General features: G+C 75.1%; 12 protein-coding genes. 7 read left to right on the top strand and 5 right to left on the bottom strand.

The window, feature by feature from the left end; translation table 11 throughout:
- Positions 1-20 precede the first annotated feature (20 nt).
- Positions 21-2,489 carry a cation-translocating P-type ATPase gene (locus BX266_RS19980; protein ID WP_099901710.1) on the top strand — a complete coding sequence of 823 codons (2,469 nt, stop codon included), beginning with the start codon at positions 21-23 and terminating at the stop codon, positions 2,487-2,489.
- Here BX266_RS19980 and BX266_RS19975 read toward each other — a convergent pair.
- Both BX266_RS19975 and BX266_RS19970 read right to left on the bottom strand, forming a co-directional pair.
- A complete protein-coding gene (locus BX266_RS19975; RefSeq protein ID WP_099901708.1) occupies positions 2,480-5,767 on the bottom strand; it encodes a sacsin N-terminal ATP-binding-like domain-containing protein in 3,288 nt (1,095 codons plus the stop codon). The two genes, BX266_RS19980 and BX266_RS19975, sit on opposite strands and share 10 nt — an antisense overlap.
- A gap of 96 nt (positions 5,768-5,863) precedes the next feature.
- The gene (locus tag BX266_RS19970) at positions 5,864-6,745 is read right to left on the bottom strand and encodes a DUF3027 domain-containing protein (protein ID WP_099901706.1); all 882 of its coding nucleotides are present in this window, start codon (positions 6,743-6,745) and stop codon (positions 5,864-5,866) included.
- A 489-nt stretch (positions 6,746-7,234) separates the two neighbouring features.
- On the opposite strand from BX266_RS19970, the gene BX266_RS19965 reads away from it, so the two are divergent.
- The 4 genes from BX266_RS19965 (at position 7,235) to BX266_RS19950 (ending at position 10,703) form a co-directional block, all read left to right on the top strand.
- Positions 7,235-8,575, top strand: coding sequence for an MFS transporter (locus tag BX266_RS19965; RefSeq protein WP_399170028.1), 1,341 nt, complete (start codon positions 7,235-7,237; stop codon positions 8,573-8,575).
- 62 nt (positions 8,576-8,637) lie between these two features.
- A complete protein-coding gene (locus BX266_RS19960; protein WP_099901705.1) occupies positions 8,638-9,165 on the top strand; it encodes a DUF2771 family protein in 528 nt (175 codons plus the stop codon).
- 10 nt (positions 9,166-9,175) lie between these two features.
- Positions 9,176-9,850, top strand: coding sequence for a futalosine hydrolase (locus BX266_RS19955; RefSeq protein ID WP_099901703.1), 675 nt, complete (start codon positions 9,176-9,178; stop codon positions 9,848-9,850).
- A gap of 1 nt (position 9,851) precedes the next feature.
- A complete protein-coding gene (locus BX266_RS19950) occupies positions 9,852-10,703 on the top strand; it encodes a 1,4-dihydroxy-6-naphthoate synthase (RefSeq protein WP_099901701.1) in 852 nt (283 codons plus the stop codon).
- A 7-nt stretch (positions 10,704-10,710) separates the two neighbouring features.
- Here BX266_RS19950 and BX266_RS19945 read toward each other — a convergent pair whose 3' ends face one another.
- Positions 10,711-11,094: a cold-shock protein gene (locus BX266_RS19945; protein ID WP_099901699.1), complete on the bottom strand. Its 384-nt coding sequence runs from the start codon at positions 11,092-11,094 to the stop codon at positions 10,711-10,713.
- A gap of 245 nt (positions 11,095-11,339) precedes the next feature.
- Positions 11,340-12,473 (bottom strand): esterase family protein, encoded by a 1,134-nt coding sequence (locus tag BX266_RS19940; protein WP_099901697.1) that lies wholly within the window; start codon positions 12,471-12,473, stop codon positions 11,340-11,342.
- A 184-nt stretch (positions 12,474-12,657) separates the two neighbouring features.
- Here BX266_RS19940 and BX266_RS19935 point away from each other — a divergent pair, with 184 nt between their 5' ends.
- Positions 12,658-12,912: a hypothetical protein gene (locus BX266_RS19935; RefSeq protein ID WP_099901695.1), complete on the top strand. Its 255-nt coding sequence runs from the start codon at positions 12,658-12,660 to the stop codon at positions 12,910-12,912.
- 7 nt (positions 12,913-12,919) lie between these two features.
- Here the strand turns inward: BX266_RS19935 and BX266_RS19930 are convergent, their stop codons facing one another.
- The gene (locus tag BX266_RS19930) at positions 12,920-13,525 is read right to left on the bottom strand and encodes an HAD family hydrolase (RefSeq protein ID WP_099901694.1); all 606 of its coding nucleotides are present in this window, start codon (positions 13,523-13,525) and stop codon (positions 12,920-12,922) included.
- 100 nt (positions 13,526-13,625) lie between these two features.
- Between BX266_RS19930 and BX266_RS19925 the strand changes: the two genes are divergently transcribed.
- Positions 13,626-14,651 (top strand): ABC transporter substrate-binding protein, encoded by a 1,026-nt coding sequence (locus BX266_RS19925; protein WP_099901692.1) that lies wholly within the window; start codon positions 13,626-13,628, stop codon positions 14,649-14,651.
- Positions 14,652-14,740: the final 89 nt, after the last annotated feature.

Here is a 14,740-nt window from a genome sequence, read left to right as displayed (position 1 = left end):
GCCCACTTAGAGTCGGTGCCATGACGCACCCCGCGGAAGGCACGGCTGCCCCCGGCCCCGAGCTCGGCCCCGGTTCGCATCCGACCGGCGCGGGCGGCGCGTACCAGCCCGGGCTGAGCGCGGCGGAGGTCGCCGAGCGGGTCGCGCGCGGGCAGGTGAACGACGTCCCGGTGCGGTCCAGCCGGTCGGTGCGGGAGATCGTCCGGGCCAACGTGTTCACCCGGTTCAACGCGATCATCGGGGTGATGTTCGGCATCATCCTGGTGGTCGGCCCGCTCCAGGACGGCCTGTTCGGGCTGGTCATCGTCGCGAACACGGCGATCGGCATCGTCCAGGAGATGCGCGCCAAGAAGACCCTGGACAGCCTCGCGCTGGTTGGCGAGGCCCGCCCGCAGGTGCGCCGGGACGGGGCCGCCGCGCAGGTCGGCACCTCGGAGATCGTGCTGGACGACACCGTGCTGCTCGGCACCGGCGACAAGGTCGTGGTGGACGGCGCCGTCACCGAGGCGGACGGGCTGGAGATCGACGAGTCGCTGCTGACCGGCGAGCCGGACCCGGTGCTCAAGCGGCCGGGCGACCAGGTGATGTCCGGTTCCTTCGTGGTGGCCGGGGCGGGTGCGTTCACGGCCACCAAGGTCGGCCGGGAGGCGTACGCGGCCAGGCTGGCCGAGGAAGCCAGCAAGTTCACCCTGGTCAAGTCCGAGCTGCGCTCCGGCATCGACCAGATCCTGCGGTTCATCACCTACCTGCTGGTCCCGACCGCGCTGGGGCTGATCATCAGTCAGCTCGCGGTGGAGCGGAACGACTGGAAGGAGGCGGTCCGCCGGATGGTGGCCGGCATCGTGCCGATGGTCCCGGAGGGGCTGGTGCTGCTCACCTCGGTGGCCTTCGCGATCGGCGTGATCCGGCTGGGCCGCAAGCAGTGCCTGGTGCAGGAGCTGCCCGCGATCGAGGGCCTGGCCCGGGTCGACACCGTCTGCCTGGACAAGACCGGCACCCTGACCGAGGGCGGCATGGACCTGGTCGACCTGCGCCCGCTGGCCGACGGGGACGGGGCGCCGCGCGGCGACAAGGCGTACCTGGCCGAGGCGCTGGGCGCGATCGGCGCCGCCGACACCCGTCCGAACCCGAGCATGCGGGCGGTGATCGACGCGTACGGGCCGCCGCCGGACGGCCGCTGGCGGGTGCTGGAGGCGATCCCGTTCTCCTCCGCCCGCAAGTGGTCCGGCGTCCAGCTGCTGGAGCCGGGCGGCGAAGAGGGCAGCTGGCTGCTCGGCGCGCCGGACGTGCTGCTGCCGGCCGGGCACGGGGCGCTCGCCGAGGTGGACGAGCTGGGCGCGAAGGGCCTGCGGGTGCTGCTGCTGGGCCGCAGTCCGCTGTCGCTGGACGATCCGGATCCGGCCGCGCAGTTGGAGCCGCTCGCCCTGGTGGTGCTGCAGCAGCGGCTGCGCGAGGACGCCGCGGACACCCTGCGCTACTTCCGCTCGCAGGACGTCCGGGCCAAGGTGATCTCCGGCGACAGCGCCGTCTCGGTCGGCGCGGTCGCCGCGCACCTGGGCCTGCCGGGCGCGGAGACCGCGACCGACGCCCGGAACCTGCCGACCGACGCGGAGCAGCTGGCCGAGGCCGCCGACCGGACCGCCGTGTTCGGGCGGGTCACCCCGCAGCAGAAGCGGGCACTGGTCGGGGCGCTGCAGTCCAGGGGCCACACGGTGGCGATGACCGGCGACGGCGTCAACGACGTGCTGGCGCTGAAGGACGCGGACATCGGCGTGGCGATGGGCACCGGGTCGGACGCCACCCGGGCGGTCGCGCAGATCGTGCTGCTCGACGACCGGTTCGCCACCCTGCCGTCGGTGGTCGCCGAGGGCCGGCGGGTGATCGGCAACATCGAGCGGGTGGCGGGGCTGTTCCTGGTGAAGACCGTGTACTCGGTGCTGCTGGCGCTGCTGGTGGTGTTCACCCGGGTGCCGTACCCGTTCCTGCCGCGGCACTCGACGGTGCTCTCCTCGCTGACCATCGGCATCCCGGCGTTCTTCCTCGCCCTCGCGCCGAACAACGAGCGGGCCAGGACCGGCTTCGTCCGGCGGGTGCTGCGGCTGGCGGTCCCGGGCGGGGTGATCTGCGGCACCGCCACCTTCCTGGCCTACGCGCTGGCCCGCGGCGACCGGGAGAGCACCCTGAAGGCGGACACCTCGGTCGCCACCCTGACGCTGTTCATCTGCGCGATCTGGGTGCTGGCGATCGTCGCCCGCCCGTACACCTGGTGGCGGCTGCTGCTGATCGGCGCGATGTCCGGCGCCTTCGCGCTGGTGCTGGTGGTGCCCTGGCTGTCGGACTTCTTCCAGCTCCAACTGGTGGGCTGGCGCGACCCGTTGACGGGTGTGGTGGTCGCCTGCGGGGCGGGCTGCCTGCTGGAGATCACCTCACGGGTGTTCGTCGAGCGGCAGCCCGCGGACGCGCCGGACGGCGCCGGCGCTCACTCGTAGTCGCGGGCCGCCAGGAGTTCGTAGGCCCGGTCGGGCTCGGCGAGCGCGGCCAGGATCTCGAAGCGGCGGTGCCACTGGTTGACGGACCAGGCGAGGCCGGCGGCCAGGCCCTCGGGGGTGGCCGCGTGCAGCAGGCCCGGGACCGGCGGGACGTCGAACTCGTCGTCCTCGTCGGCCGCTTCGGCCTCCTCCGGGTCGTAGGGCAGTTCGGGGGCGGTGGCGGCGGTGTCCCAGCGCCAGTCGACGTGGGCCTCCTCGCCGTCGGGGCCGACCACCAGGAGTTCCTCGTGCTCCTCGTAGACGGCGGGGCAGCCGGGGAGGAGTTCGCGGACCACGGCGGGGGTGCGGTGCAAGGCGCCCTCGGAGAGCACCCGGCCGCCGGCCACCTCGCTGGCGAGCGAGACGTGCAGCCGCTCGGCGAGCGCGGTGGCGAGCACCGGGTGGACCGGCAGCACCGGGTGGTCGTGCAGGAGTTCGACCAGGTCCGGGGCGTCGGCGACGACCGCGGCGGAGGCGTCGACGATCACGGTGCGGTCGTCCCGGCGGCCGCTCTCGCCGTCCAGCGGGGCCAACGCCCGGACCACGTCCAGGGGCTCCACCCGATCGGCCGGGAGGGCGGCCAGCAGGCTGTAGATGCCGTGCAGTTGGCGGTGGGTCACCTCGGAGAGCGGGTCCGTCAGCCGGTCGATCAGCTCCTCGGGGCCGTGCGGTTCGGCGAGCAGCGCGTTCAGGGTGGTGCGGACGCCGAGCGCGTGCAGGAACTGCGGGTCGAGGCCGGTGCGGGCCTCGTCGTACAGGCCGCGCAGCAGCGGGTCGGCCCCGGCCGCGCGCAGGCCGGCCGGTTCGCGGCCGTCCAGTACGGGGTGGTCGCGCAGCCACCAGGCGGTGTACGAGGGCAGGTCGGTGTAGGTGCCGTCGGGCAGCAGGGTGCGCACCGGCGTCACCACCGCGTCCCGGTAGGGCGGCCGGGACAGCAGGGCCAGTGCCTCGGGCCAGGCGTCGTCGGCGACCAGGTCGAGGTCGCGGACGGCCAGCAGCTCGGCGGCGACCGGCGGGACGCCCAACTCGGCGGCGTCGTCGGCGTGCAGGGATTCGAGGGCGTCCTCGCACCAGTCGGCCAGGCCGTCGGGGGCCTCGTCGATCAGGCCGGTCGGGGTGCCGCCCGCGGCGCGGTCGGCGGGGACGGTCGGGTCGAGGCGCTCCAGGTCGTCCGGGTCGAGCACCACGTCCTCGGCGCGGACCAGGGTGAAGGTGGTGAGCGCGCCGGCCGCGGCCAGCACCTCGGGGCCCCAGCGCTCCAGCAGGTCCTCGTCCACGAACGCGGCGTCGTCCTCGCCAGCCAGGTGGGCCAACGGGCTTTCGGGGAGCAGCAGTTCACCCGCGCGGGCGAGTTCGCCCTCGTCGTCGGGCAGGGCCAGCCGGGCCAGCCACGGGTGCTCTCCGGGGGCCGGCGCGGCGGCCTTGACCAGGGCGAGCACCGCGTCGGCGAGGTCCACGGCGGCGTCGAAGTCGTCCTCGCCGAGCTCCAGCGAACGGGCCACGGCGGCCCGCACCTCGGGCGTGTCCAGCACGCCCGCGGGGGTGGCGGTGGCGGCGCCGAGCTTGGCCAGCAGCGGGTGGGCGGCGTCGGGGTGGGCCAGCCGCAGGTCGAGCAGGTCCAGGGCCTCGGCCAGCGCCTCCGGGTAGCCCTCGTAGCCGGCCCAGTCGGCCGGGTCGGAGGGCAGCAGGACCCGGCGCGGGCCGGTCACGGTGCGGCCGTCGGCGAGCGGCACGGGCAGCGCGCCGAGCGCCTCCGGGTCGGCGCCGGCCAGCGCCGCGTACAGGCCGCGCCACCAGGCCGGGTCCCGCTCCAGGCCGCCGAGCTGGTCGACGATCTCGGCCAGCGGAACGCGCCGCACGCCCAGCGTGCGCAGCTCGGTCCGGCGCTCCAGGCCCGCCGGGAGCAGGCCGGGGAAGATCGGGGCGAGCGCCTCCACCACCGAGTGGTCCGCGCCCTCCAGCAGCACCGCGTCGCGCGGGCGCAGCGCCGGCGTGCCCTCCTCGGTGCCGCGCGGGTGCGGCAGGAACGGGGTCGCGGGCAGGCGCTCCAGGATCGCCGTGCGCAGCGCGTTGTCGAGCGCGCCCTGCCCGAGCGGCCCCGGCACCAGGCCCAGCGAGTGCGCGTCCGCGCCGCGGGCGCGCAGCAGGTCGGCGTACGCGTCGGCGGCCCGCTCGGTCAGGAAGTCGGTCAGCGGGCCCGGCGCGACGTGCCGGCGGGTCGGGTCCAGCGGGTAGGAGGCGATCAGCAGCGCGGGCACGCCCATCGGCTCGTCGCTGGGCGTCGGCGCGTGCACCACGGCGGCGGTGCGCGGCCGCTGCGGGTGCCCTTGCTCGCCGACCGGGACCGCCCAGGTCAGCGACCAGTACGGCCGGGCGCGCTCCTCGGTGGTCCGGTCCGCCAGCAGCTCGGCGGCGGCCGTCCCGGACGCGCTGACGGTCTGCCAGGTGGTGCTCAGCTCCCCGTCGGTGACGGTCACGGTCGGCAGCTGCTCGGGGCGCGGCGGGTTGTCGGTGCGGGTGAGGGTGCGGGCGCCCTCGGCGCTCTCCACGACCACCTCGGCCAGGCCCGGCAGGGTCAGCAGCAGCGCGTCGTCGATCTCGGCGAGCAGACGGCGGGTCAGGTCCGCGGCCGCGGCGTCCCGCAGCGGCAGCACCACCACCGTGTCGTAGCCCTCCGGGGCGCTGCCCTCGGCCGCGAACGGCACCCGCAGCACCGGGACGTGGCCCTCACGGCGGGTCAGTTCCTCGCCCAGCTCCGGGATCCCGGCCACCTGCGCGCGGGCCTCGGCGAGCGACCAGCGCACCCCGCCGGTGTGGCTGAGCACCGCGGGCTCGTCGCTGACCGCGAGCACCGCCGCGAACCCGACGCCGAAACGGCCCACCACCGGCCGCTCGTCCGCCCGCTTGGCGGAGGCCCGGAGCGTGGACAGCGACTCCACCGCGGCCGCGTCCAGCGGGGCCCCGGTGTTCGCGGCCGCCAGCACCCCGTCCCGCAGGGTCAGTCGCAGCCGGCCCGTCACCCCGGCACGGGCCGCCGCGTCCGCGGCGTTCTGCGCGAGCTCGACGATCAGCCGGTCCCGGTACCCGCCGAGCGCGAGCTCCTCCTCGGCGTTCGCGTCCTCCCGGAACCGGGCGGGCGCCGCCGTCCACGCCTCCAGCACGGTGCGCCGCAGCCGGGCCGTGTCGAAGACGTCCGACTCCTCGGGGGACGCCGCGCTGCCGATGATCCGAGACTCCACGTGCCGAGCCGCCCTTCGCGTGGTCTGCGTACGAGTCGGCATTCTGCCAGGGCGCGCGGACGCGGGGCGGACGCCCGGGCGGGGCGCGGTCCGCGCTCAGGAGTGGCCGAGCTCCTCGGTGGGGGCGTCGGGCTCGACCGACCCGGAGGTGCGGTCGGCGTGGATGTGGAGGGGTTCGACGACGGTCTCGTCGAGGATCAGTTCGCTGGGGACGGGCGGGGCCGGGAGCACGGCGGCCTCGGAGTGGGCGCCGCAGCCGTAGGCGAGGGAGACGACCTGGCCGTCGGCGGGGCCGAACTCGTTGCCGCAGACGCCGAACGCCTGGCCGAGCGAGCCGCCGATCGGGACCAGGAAGCCGCAGGTGGAGCAGGAGGCCGGTGCGGACTGGGCCATCGGCGTCTGCGGGCCGTACGCGGTCTCCCAGCGTTCGGCGGCCTGGTGCAGGCCGATCCGGGAGAGCACGCGCTGGCGGCCGAGTCCGAGCTCCTCGGCGACCGAGCCGATCTCGGCGCGGGCCGGCGGCGGCTGGATCCCGGGGTCGGTGACCACGAGCTCTTCCTCGGCGGCCTCGGCGAGCACCGAGTTGGGGGCGGGCTCGTCCTCGCCGGTCCAGCCGGGCTCCAGGCGCAGGTCGTCGGCGCCGGTGGGGAGCAGGTCGCCGGGGCCGAGGTCGCCCGGCCGCAGGCGCTCGCTCCACGGGACCCACTGGGGCGCGAGCACCGAGCCGGGGCCGGGCAGCAGGGCCACCTCGTCGAGCGTGACGTTCTTGGCGCGGGGGGCGCGGGCCACGGTGACCGCCCAGTGCCAGCCGCGGTACGCGGGGTCGAGGCACTCGAAGGTGTGGGTGACGACGCGCTCGGCGTCCGCGCTCGCCTTCACGTGGGGGCCGACCGCGGCCTCTCCGACGCTGTCCACGACTGCCTGGCGGGCGAGGTCGACCGCCTCTGCACAGAGCCGGTCAGGGGTACGGCTTCGCATCGCAGCACTCACGGCGTCGGTTCTCTCCCAGTCCTGTCATCCTGCGGTCCCGAGGCAACCCGTCGGGCGGGCTCGCACCGGATGTTGCTGCCACGTCTCCGGAACGACCGCCGCGCGAGCGGGGCCGATCCATTCTGCTAGACCCGGGGCCGCTCCGCGGCCGGGCCGCGCCGCCCCGGTCGGCCACCCCCTGCGCAGGCCGGGCACGCGCGTAGTGCAGGCTACCCGCCGGTCGACGGTGGAGCACAGTCCGGGGCCACGGGCGGGGGCGCGCCGTCGGTTCGGCAATCACTCGTACGGCGTGCGTTTCTCGGGCAGGATGGGATTGTGGCGGAGGAGAACCCGCCGCAGCACGGACTGCGCCCCGGGCAGGCCGAGAGCCGGTCGGAGCCGTCTGCCGTGTCGCGGCAGCATCCCGGTGCCCCCGGTGCGCCGGAGGCGGACCAGGCACGCCCGACGGAGCGTCAGGACGACGCGGACGCGCCGACGGTGAAACACCGCAACCGGTGGGCGCGCGGCGCGTCGGCCGCCGGGGTGCGCACGGGGCGGGTGGTGCACGGGACGGGTCGGCGGATCCGGCGGGCGACCTCCGCGGAGGGCGCAGGCGAGTCGGGCCTGGCGAAGCTGATCGAGCTGCACGCGCTGAACTCGTTCGGCGACATGCTGATCACGGTGGCGCTGGCGTCGACCATCTTCTTCTCGGTGCCGACCGGCGAGGCGCGCGGCCGGGTGGCGCTCTACCTGCTGATCACGATGGCGCCGTTCGCGGTGCTGGCCCCGGTGATCGGGCCGCTGCTGGACCGGCTGCCGCACGGCCGCCGGACCGCGGTGGCGATGTCGATGCTGGCCCGGGCGGCGCTGGCCTGGGTGATGGCGGGGTCGGTGACCACCGGCGGCCTGGAGCTGTATCCGGAGGCGCTGGGCGTGCTGGTCGCGTCGAAGGCCTACGGGGTGGTGCGCAGCGTGGTGGTGCCGCGGCTGCTGCCGCCGCAGCTGTCCCTGGTGAAGGCGAACTCGCGGGTGACGCTGGCGGGTCTGCTGGCGACGCTGGTGGCGGGCGGGGTGGGCGGGCTGCTGCACCTGCTCGGGCCGGGGTGGCCGTTGCGCGGGGCGTTCGTGGTGTTCGTGATCGGCACCCTGATGGCGTTCCACCTGCCGCACAAGGTGGACTCGGCGAAGGGCGAGCAGCGGGCGGAGCTGCACGCCGAGCCGCACGAGCCGCGGCCGAAGGGGGTGCTGCGGGCGGTCGGGCCGTCGGTGGTCATGGCGCTGCGCGGGGTGTCGGCGCTGCGCTGGCTGGTCGGGTTCCTGGTGATGTTCCTGGCGTTCCTGATCCGCAAGGACCCGATCGGCGGGCTGCCGGAGACGGCGGCGCTGGGCGTGGTCGCGGCGGCGGCGGGCCTGGGCAACGCGCTGGGATCGGTGCTGGGTTCGTGGCTGCGCACCCGGACCCCGGAGGTGACGGTGACGGCGGTGCTGGCGCTGGCGACGGTGGCGGCGGGCGCGGCGGCGCTCTGGTACGGGGTGGCGACGGTGACGGTGGTGGCGGCCACCTCCGGGATGGCGGCGTCGCTGGGCAAGCTGGCGCTGGACGCGCTGATCCAGCGGGACGTGCCGGAGGCGGTGCGGACCTCGGCGTTCGCGCGGTCCGAGACGGTGCTGCAGCTGAGCTGGGTGGCGGGCGGGGTGGTGGGCATCTCGCTGCCGCTGAACGCGGTGCTGGGTCTGACGGTGGCGGCGGTGGTGACGGCGGTGATGCTGCTGTTGACGTTCCGTTCGCTGCTGCGGGTCGGTCCGCGCAGGTCGGCGGCACGCCCGCGCGTGGCGTAAACCCCGGGCGATTCGAGCACCCCGGCGTCGTGTGATCGCGGAAGGCTAGTAGCCTCTTGCGCATGAGCCTCAGCACCCGTGTCATCTCCGGCCTCGCAGCAGCCGCCGTCGTCGGCGCCGGTCTTGCCGGCTACGGCATCTACTGGGCGGTCGACAAGGGCGCGCCGGCCAAGAACGAGGCGACCCTGGTGGTCGGCACGACCTCGGTCACCACCCCGCCGTTCTGCTACAACGACGGCAAGCCGCTCGACGAGGCGACGCTCAACAAGTGCGTCGAGGACGGCCAGGCGGCCACCGACAAGAAGACCGGCCAGATCCCCCGCATCGACGTGCGCGCCAGCGACCGGATCGGCGTCGGGGTGTCCAAGGACATGGCCGACAAGGGCTGGTTCGCGCTGACCGACGGCGGCACCAGCAACCGGGCCACCATCGCCAACAACCTCACCGGGACGACCTTCTCGGGCACGGTGCAGGCCAGCACCGTGATGAAGAGCGGCGACCTGACCTCGGTGACCGTGGTCGCGCAGGACCCGAAGACCGAGGAGTACTACGCGGTCTGGTTCTTCGACCTGAACAACAAGACCAGCTGACCTCCGGTCGATGACCGCTGAGCTCCGCCACGAGCAGTCCGGCGCCGCCGGGCTGCTCGTCGTCGTGGCCGTGCCCGCGGAGGCCGAGGCGGTGCTGCGCGGCCTGGGCGGCGCGCCCTCGGTCGAGGTGCTGGCGGCGGGCGTCGGGCCGGCCGCCGCGGCGGCCGGGACGGCGGCGGCACTGGCCGGCGGCCGGTTCCGGCTGGTGCTGTCGGCGGGCATCGCGGGCGGCTTCGCCCCGGCCGCGCCGATCGGCTCGCTGGTGGTGGCGGACGCCCTGGTGGCAGCCGACCTGGGCGCGGAGACGCCGGACGGGTTCGCGGACGTCGCCGAGCTGGGCTTCGGCACGGTGCGCCACCCGGTGCCGCCGGCGCTGCTGAAGACCCTGGCCGGGGCCACCGGAGGGACCGTCGGCGAGGTGCTGACGGTGTCCACGGTGACCGGCTCGGCGGAGCGTGCCGAGCTGCTGAGGAGGCGTCACCCGCGGGCGCTGGCCGAGGCGATGGAGGGTTTCGGGGTGGCCGAGGCGGCCGCCCGCTTCGGGCTCGCGGCCGGTGAGCTGCGGGCCGTGTCCAACGCCGTCGGACCGCGCGACCGCGCGGCCTGGCGGATCGGCGAGGCGCTGGCGGCCCTGGAACGGGCCTTCGCGGCGCTGCCGGTGCCACGTCTGCTCCAGGAGGTCTGAGATGGCCGAGCCGCTCACTGTCGCGTACTCGCCCTGCCCGAACGACACCTTCGTCTTCCACGCCTGGGCGCACGGCCTGGTGCCGGGCGCGGACGCCCCCGAGGTGCGGTTCGCCGACATCGACGTCACCAACGGGCTGGCCGAGCGCGGCGAGCTGGACGTCCTGAAGATCTCGTACGGGCAGCTGCCGTGGGTGCTGGACGAGTACGCGCTGCTGCCGTGCGGCGGGGCGCTCGGCCGCGGCTGCGGGCCGCTGGTGCTGACCGCCGGTCCGGTGGACCCGGCGGAGCTTGCCGGGCGGCGGGTGGCGGTGCCGAGCGAGCGCTCGACCGCGTACCTGCTGTTCCGGCTGTGGGCGGCACAGGCGGTGCCGGGCGGGTTCGGCGAGATCGTGGTGCTGCCGTTCCACGAGATCATGCCGGCGGTGCGGGACGGCCGGGTGGACGCCGGACTGGTGATCCACGAGGCCCGGTTCACGTACCGGGGCTACGGGCTGCACTGCCTGGCCGACATGGGCGAGGCCTGGGAGGCGGCCACCGGGCTGCCGATCCCGCTGGGCGCGATCGTGGCCCGGCGCTCGCTGGGCGCCGAGCGGCTGCGCGAACTCGCCGACACCGTGCGGGCGTCGGTCCGGCTGGCCTGGGACGACCCGGGGGCCTCCCGGGAGTACGTGCTGGCGCACGCCCAGGAGATGGACCCGGCCGTCGCCGAGCAGCACATCGGGCTGTACGTCAACGAGTTCACCGCGGACCTCGGCGAGGAGGGCTACGGCGCGGTGCGCGGCCTGCTCACCCGGGCCGCCGAACAGGGACTCGTCCCCGCCGTCGACCCGGGTGCGCTGGCGTTCGTCTGACGGCCGCTCAGACGTCGAACTGGTCGGCGATGGCGCGCAGCACCATGGCGATCTTCTGGGCCTCCGGCTTGCTCGGGTAGCGGCCGCGCTGCAGGCCGGGCAGGACGCTGTCCAGCTTGGTGATCAGGTCCTGGACGATCGGGGCCATGTCGTCCGCGCTCTTGCGCTGGTTGACGGCCACCGACGGCAGCGCGTCCAGCAGGGTCACGGTCATCGCCTGGTCGCCGCGGTGCCCCGCGGCGATGCCGAACTCGACGCGCTGCCCCGGCCGGAGCGTGGTGACGCCCGCGGGCAGCGCCTTGGTGTGGACGAAGACCTCGCCGCCGTCGTCGCGCGACAGGAAGCCGTAGCCCTTCGTCTCGTTGAACCACTTGACCTGGCCGGTGGGCATCTCGAAAAGTCCTCGGTATCGGGTACGAGCGGCCCCCTCGGGCCGCGGACGGGTGGGCGGGCCGGCCACTGACTGCGGACGGCCGGTTTCGCTCAGTGGAGCCATGATCCCTCAGCGTTCACCGGAACTGCCAAGGGATTCGGGAGCGGACAGCCGGTCCGCCCGCGCGATGGCTGCATACCCGGGGGCGGTGAGAGTCGAAACTCCTTGCGCGCACGGAGTTGCGGGCTGTGACGCGCCGCCGGTCAGGAGGGGTCGGCGAGGTGCTCGCCGAGCCAGCCGAGCGAGGCCGGGAGCATCCGGGACCAGGTGGAGAAGTTGTGCCCGCCGTGCTCCAGGGTGATCGAGGAGACCTTGGTCGCGGTGCCCTTCGCGGCCGCCGTGAACCGCTCGGTCTCGGCCCGGTAGTCGCCGTCGCCCTCCCGGGTGCCGCCGACCAGCAGCGCCGTCCGCGGGGCCGGCAGGTGGGCCAGCCGCCAGCCCAGGTCGGCCTGGTCGCGGCGCTGCTGGTCGCCGCCGAACAGGTCGCCGGTGGTCGGGTCCTCGGCCGCCCGGTAGTAGCCGGACAGCGACACCGCGGCGGAGAACACCTCGGGGTGACGCATCGCCAGTTTCAGCGCGCAGTACCCGCCCGTGGAGTTGCCGATCACGCCGAGGCTGCCCGGTCCGTCCGCGACCCGGTAGGAGGCGCGCAGCGCGGCGGGCACGTCGGCGCTGAAGTACCGGTCGGCCTGCGGGCCGCCGGGCACGTCCTCGCACTCGGTGTCGCGCGGCATCGCCGGGGAGGGCCGCATCAGCACCAGCACGGTCGGCCGGGCCCTGCCCTCGTTCGCCAGTTTCAGCTGCACCGACGGGTAGTTCAGCTTGGTGATCAGGTTCCTGGCGTCGCCGGGGAAGCCGGTGATGGCGATCGCCGCCGGGAAGCGCTTGCCGCGGTACGCCTCCTGGAAGTACTGCGGCGGCAGGTACACGTAGCCCTCGGTGGACAGGCCGGTGGCCGCGCCGGGCAGCCGGACCTTCTCCAGCCTGCCGACCTGCGCCGGGTCGCGGCCCAGCGCGCCGGTGTCGCGGACGTTCTCGGCGGACAGGTGCTGGACGCCCGCCGGGCGGTCGAGCAGCTGGTTCTGGATGGTCACCGGGCCGTCGTCACCGGTGCCCAGCAGGTCGGCCCAGCTGCTGTAGAACGCGAAGTAGCCGTTGGCCAGCAGACCGAGCGTGCACAGCAGCGCCAGCTGGGTGCCCAGCACGGTGGCCAGCCGCCCCAGCAGCGGCCGGACGCCGCGCCCGGCCAGCCGCGGCCACAGCCACACCGTGCCGGCCACCGCGAGCACCGACAGCAGCGCCGACAGCGCCAGCACCTTGTGACTGGTCAGTCCCATCCCGCTGCACGCCCTCGCTCCGCCGACGATCCGTTCCGATGATCAGCATGCCTGAGCGTTTCCTGGGAATCCTGAGCATTCGGTCGGAGCGCGCGTCGCGCCGACCCCGCCGAACGGCGGGGCCGCGCGGTGGGAGACTGGGGGACCGGGGCGGACGGACCGCCCGCGCGAAGGAGCAACGACAGTGAGCCGTCAGTCCAGCGATTCCGGCGACACCCTGGTCCGCGTCGGCGGCGTGGTGTTCGGCATCGGCACGCTCGCCACCCTGGTCACCTTCGTGCCGTACTTCTTCGACCTGGCGCGCTTCCCCTCCGCCGCGTACTGGCTGTCCATGCTGATGCCGCTGGGCCTGCTGGTGTCGCTGGTCGGCCTGCTGGCCGGCGCCCGCGCCCAGTCCCGCCGCCGACGCGCCGCGCGGGAGGCCGCCGCCACCGGCTGACGCCGCGTCAGCCCAGGTGGGCGGCCAGCCAGGCGGGGAACTCGGTGAGGTCGCGCAGCACCGCGTCGGCCCCGGCCGCGGCCAGTTCCTCGACGCTGTACGGACCGGTGGCCACGCCCACCGCGACCGCCTCGGCGGCCCGCGCGCCCCGGATGTCGCCCAGGTGGTCGCCGACGTAGACGTCCGCGCCGTGCTCGCGCAGCGCGTCGCCCTTGGTCTCCGCCCACAGGTCGCCGACCAGCGCGTCCACCTCCAGCCCGACCCGGTCCAGGTGGCGGCGGGCGTTCGGCCCCCACTTGCCGGTGATCACCAGCACCCGGCCGCCGACCGCCCGGACCGCCGCCACCGCGGCCAGCGCGCCCGGAAGTTCGAGGGTGGCCGGCACCGCGTGGTCCGGGTACAGCGCGCGGAACCGGTCCGCCAGTTCGTCCACCCGCTCGGCCGGGAACCAGTTCGCCAACTCCTGGACCAGCGGCGGCCCGAGCCGGCTCACCACCAGCTCGGAGTCGATCCAGGTGCCGGTCTCGACGGCGAGCACGTCGTAGACGGCCTTGATGCCGGGGCGGGTGTCGAGCAAGGTCATGTCGAGGTCGAAACCGACGGTGAGAGCCATGCGGCCAGCGTAGTCAGCGCGACTCCGGCGCGGAAAAGCCGGGTCAAACGCCGCATTGCGGACATACTGCCGACATCCGCCCCACCGTCGGAGGTCCCAGGTGCCACCCCCGCTGTCCCGTCGGGCCGCCCTCTCCGGGTTCGGCGCCGTCCTGCTCGCCGGGTGCGGCCCGCACGAGTTGCCCGCCGCGCCGCCGGTACCCGAGACCGCGGACGGCACCGGCCGGTCGACGAGGTCGCCGAGTCCCAGCCCGAGCCTCAGCCCCAGCCCGCGGCCGGACGTCACGGTGGGCTCGGCGGCCGGGCCGGTGACCGTGCCCGGCGGGGCGACCCGGGTGGTGACGCTGGACACCGCGGAGCTGGACTCGGCGATGACCCTCGGCATCACGCCCGTCGGCGCCGCCAAGGCCCCGCTGGACGCCGCGCTGCCCGGCTACTGGCCGGACTCCCGGCTGGCCGGGGTCGCCGTGGTCGGCGACATCGGGGCGACGCCCGACGCGTCGGCGATCCGCGCCGTGAAACCGCAGCTGATCCTCTCCAACCTGACCCGGGACGCCGCCCACCTGGACGCCCTGCGCGCGCTGGCCCCGACCGTCGTCACCACGACCACCGGCGCGCCCTGGAAGGAGAACTTCCAGCTGCACGCGATCGCGCTGGACCGCGGCGAACAGGCCGCCGCCGTGGTCGGCGCGTACGCCCGGCACGTCGAACAGGCGGTCCGGATGCTGGCCGACGCGGGCGCCGCCGGGCAGCGGGTCAGCCTGGTCCGGTTCGTCGAGGGCTCCCCCGCCGTCCGCCTGTACGCCCGGCAGAACTTCCCCGGCAGCGTCCTCGCCGACCTGGGCCTGCCCCGGCCCGATGCGCAGAACGCGGACCGGTTCGACATCGAGACCCCCGCCGACCAGCTCGGGCGCGCGGACGGCGACCTGCTGCTGTACAGCGGCTACGGCCACCCCGACCGCAACGGGCTGACCGCCGCCCTCGCCTCCCCGGCCTGGCAGGCGCTGGCCGCCGTCCGCGCCCACCGGGCCTTCCGGGTCGACGACCAGCTGTGGTTCCAGGGCATCGGCTACACCGGCGCGCACTTCCTGATCGCAGAGCTCCTGCACGTCCTCGGCGCAGCCTGAACCGGCCCCGGCCGTACGACGGTCGACGCAGGGAGAAGGGCCGGTCGGGCGACCGGCGGGCGCTGCTGGAACCAAGCGCGGGCAGGCGA

The sequence above is a fragment of the Streptomyces sp. TLI_171 genome (assembly GCF_003610255.1).
Classification (GTDB): domain Bacteria; phylum Actinomycetota; class Actinomycetes; order Streptomycetales; family Streptomycetaceae; genus Kitasatospora.
Note: the sequence above shows the minus strand (reverse complement) of the source record. Positions and strands in the feature narration are given on the sequence as shown.